This window comes from Mesorhizobium alhagi CCNWXJ12-2 (genome assembly GCF_000236565.1).
GTDB classification, from domain to species: Bacteria; Pseudomonadota; Alphaproteobacteria; order Rhizobiales; family Rhizobiaceae; genus Allomesorhizobium; species Allomesorhizobium alhagi.
Genome location: NZ_AHAM01000165.1, coordinates 1 through 3099 on the forward strand (window position 1 = coordinate 1; position 3099 = coordinate 3099).

The following is a 3099-nucleotide window of genomic DNA, read 5'->3' on the forward strand; positions in this document are numbered from 1 at the left end:
CACCGGCAAGACGCCGGTCGCCATCGCGCTGGCCAGGCAGGCAAAGCGCATGCGGCTGAAACCCGGCATCCTTTCGCGCGGCCATGGCGGCAGCTTCGCTGAGCCGCATATCGTCGACCCGAAGCATGACAGAGCCAAGCATGTCGGCGAGGGGAGCCGCTGCTTCTCGCCGAACACGCGCCGGTGGCCGTGACGCCGAACCGGGCGGCCGGCGCACGGCTGCTTATCGAAGAGGGCTGCGATTTCCTGATCATGGATGACGGCTTCCAGAGCGCGCGCATCCATATCGACTACGCGCTGCTGGTGGTCGATTCACGCTACGGCCTCGGCAACGGCCATGTCATTCCAGGCGGCCCGATGCGCGCGCCGCTGCTGGATCAATTGCGTTTCGCCGACGCCCTCCTGAAAATGGGAACGGGCAGCGGCGGCGACGAGGCGGTGCGCAAGGCCGCACGCGCCGGCAAACCGGTGTTCGAGGCGGCGACGCGGCCGAAGGATGCCGGCCGGCTCTCCGGCAAGAGGTTTCTTGCCTTCGCCGGCATCGGCCATCCGGAAAAATTCTTCGATACGGTGGCGGATGCGGGCGGCGTCGTTGCGCTGACGCGCGCATTTCCCGACCATCATTTCTACAGTGAGGACGAACTGCAGGAACTCGCCGCCACCGCGCGCGCCGGGCAGTTGCGGTTGGTGACGACCGCCAAGGACGCCGCAAGGCTGCGCAACGGGAGCGCTTCGACGGATTTCCTGAAGCGTCTGGATATTCTGGAGATCGAAACGGTGTTCGACCTCGACCATGCGCCGACGCGAATCATCGACGAGACGCTGGTCGCGTGGCGCCAGAGGCGCAACGGCGGCTGAGTAGCCGGGCTAGCGTTTGCGCAAGCCTGGATCGGCCTCGATCTCGCGTTGCAGCGAGGCGGCGGCGTTGAGGTAAGGCTCCTGCCGCGCAACGCTCCAGTATTTGAGCTCGTCGAGCGGGATCTGCTCGCCGGTCACAGCGCAGCGGACGAAGGATCCAGGGCTGGTAACCTGGAAATCTCCGTCGAGGTAGCGAATGCGGGCTTCCCTGGCGCCGGGGCCTTCGAAGCGGTTCATCATCGGATATACTCTGGCGCTGTCACTCGTTTCTTCCGCCACAAATCCAGGACGAGGTCAAGGCGAGACGCCCGCGCCGTCGACATTTGTGGTCTCCGGAATTCCGGCAGCGTGAAGCGGCAATCAGGCCGCTCCGATCCTGTCCGGCACCGGGTGTCTCGGCTGGTAAAGCCCGAGCTTCCCGCCGCCGGGAAGCGAGACATGCGTCAGCAGCCCCCACCCTTCGTCGGTTACCGCGGAGCATTCGACATTGCTCGAATTCAGGTCCCGGACGGCGGCCTCGATGTCGTCGCACATTAAATAGAGCTCGTGGGTCTCGCTCTCTGCCGCAGGGTGGATCGCGGCTTCGGCGGGCGGCAAGGCGAAGATCAGCCAGCCGCCGCCGGCATCGACCGCGGGAAATTGCAGAACGTCGCGGAAGAACGCTCGGTCGGCATCCGCGTCATTGCTGTAGATGATCACATGCGCGCCCGAAATCATGGCTCTCCTCCTTCAGACAGAAGGGATGTAGCGCGACTGTTGCTTGCAGCCAGAGCGGAGCGGGCTCACCGCCGGCCGAACAGGCGCTCGATGTCGGCGAGCTTCAGTTCAATATATGTTGGCCGACCGTGGTTGCAGGTGCCGGAACCTGGCGTCGCCTCCATCTGCCGCAGAAGCGCGTTCATCTCCTCCGGCTTCAGCCGCCGGCCGGAGCGCACCGAGCCGTGGCAGGCCATGGTCGCGGCGATGCGGTCGAGCCGGTCCTTCAGCGTGTCGGTGGTGTCGTTGTCGGCGATCTCGTCTGCGAGATCTCGGACGAGCTGCTGCACATTGGTTTCGCCGAGCATGGACGGCGTCTCGCGCACGGCGACCGCGCCCGGCCCGAAGCGCTCGACGGAGAGCCCGAATTTCTTCAGCATGTCGGAATGCGCCGCGATGCGCGAGGCATCGTCCTCGGGCAGGTCGACGATCTCCGGCAGGAGCAGCATCTGCGCGGGAACCGGCCTGGAATGAAGCGCCTGCTTCAGCGCCTCGTAGACCAGACGCTCATGCGCCGCATGCTGGTCGACGATGACCAGCGAATCATGCGTCTGCGCGACGATGTAGTTTTCGTGCACCTGCGCCCGCGCCGCGCCAAGTTGCGCCTGCAACAACTCTTCCGCCACTTCGCCATGGCCGCCGCGCGAATCCGCACTTGCGAGCGGACCGGCGTCGAAAGCGGCCTGCGCCGGCTCGGCGAAGCCGTCGAGCGGGCGGTGCGGCGAGCGCAGGGCGTCGAAACCGGCCGAGGTCGCGGCGCGAAAGCCCGGATTGAAGGCACGGTGGCCGTTGGCCGGACCGGGATGGCCATAGGTAGCCGGCCCCGGCCGGAAAGCGCCCATCATCGCCGCCGCCCCAGACGTCGCGGCGCGCATGCCGGCATTGTTTAGCGCTTCGCGGATCGCGCCGACGATCAGCCCGCGCACCAGGCCGGGGTCGCGGAAACGGACATCGGCCTTGGCGGGGTGGACGTTGACGTCGACGGTCGCCGGATCGAGTGTCAGGAACAGCACCGTTACAGCGTGGCGGTCACGCGGCAGCACGTCTGCGAACGCGCCGCGGATGGCTGATGCGATGAGCTTGTCGCGCACCGGGCGGCCGTTGACATAGGCGTATTGCTGCAGCGCGTTGGCCCGGTTGTAGGACGGGATCGAGACGTGACCCGTGAGCCGCACGCCTTCGCGCACCGCGTCGATGGCTATCGAATTGTCGGGGAATTCCGCGCCCATCACCTGAGCTATGCGGGTGAGCCGGCCCTCGGCGCTGTCGTCGGTCGCCGCAAACTCCAGCGTTGAGCGGTCCGGCCCCGAAAGCGTGAAGCGCACCGCAGGAAAGGCGATGGCGATACGCCGGACGATGTCGGCCGTGGCGGTGGATTCGGCGCGTTCGCCCTTCATGAATTTGAGCCGCGCCGGCGTCGCGAAGAACAGGTCGCGGACTTCGACGGTCGTGCCGCGATTGGCCGCCGCCGGCCGCACGGCAGCG

Annotated in this window: 3 protein-coding genes and 1 pseudogene; 1 reads left to right on the forward strand and 3 read right to left on the reverse strand. The window is 66.7% G+C overall.

Annotated elements, in window-relative coordinates; genetic code table 11:
• A pseudogene (gene lpxK / locus MAXJ12_RS18970) lies at positions 1-858 on the forward strand (tetraacyldisaccharide 4'-kinase); the annotation flags it as partial.
• A 9-nt stretch (positions 859-867) separates the two neighbouring features.
• Here lpxK and MAXJ12_RS18975 read toward each other — a convergent pair.
• The 3 genes from MAXJ12_RS18975 to mutL all read right to left on the reverse strand — a co-directional run.
• Positions 868-1098: a DUF2093 domain-containing protein gene (locus MAXJ12_RS18975; protein WP_040586873.1), complete on the reverse strand. Its 231-nt coding sequence runs from the start codon at positions 1096-1098 to the stop codon at positions 868-870.
• A gap of 120 nt (positions 1099-1218) precedes the next feature.
• Entirely contained in the window at positions 1219-1575 is a 357-nt protein-coding gene (locus MAXJ12_RS18980; RefSeq protein ID WP_008837580.1) for a VOC family protein, read from the reverse strand.
• A gap of 65 nt (positions 1576-1640) precedes the next feature.
• The coding region (gene mutL / locus MAXJ12_RS18985; RefSeq protein WP_008837581.1) for a DNA mismatch repair endonuclease MutL at positions 1641-3099 on the reverse strand (1459 nt) is incomplete at its 5' end.

What these genes read in the sequence shown, in the direction of transcription:
- MAXJ12_RS18975 (WP_040586873.1), bottom strand. Translation starts at nt 1,098, where the DNA reads ATGATGAACCGCTTCGAAGGCCCCGGCGCCAGGGAAGCCCGCATTCGC.
- MAXJ12_RS18980 (WP_008837580.1), bottom strand. Translation starts at nt 1,575, where the DNA reads ATGATTTCGGGCGCGCATGTGATCATCTACAGCAATGACGCGGATGCC.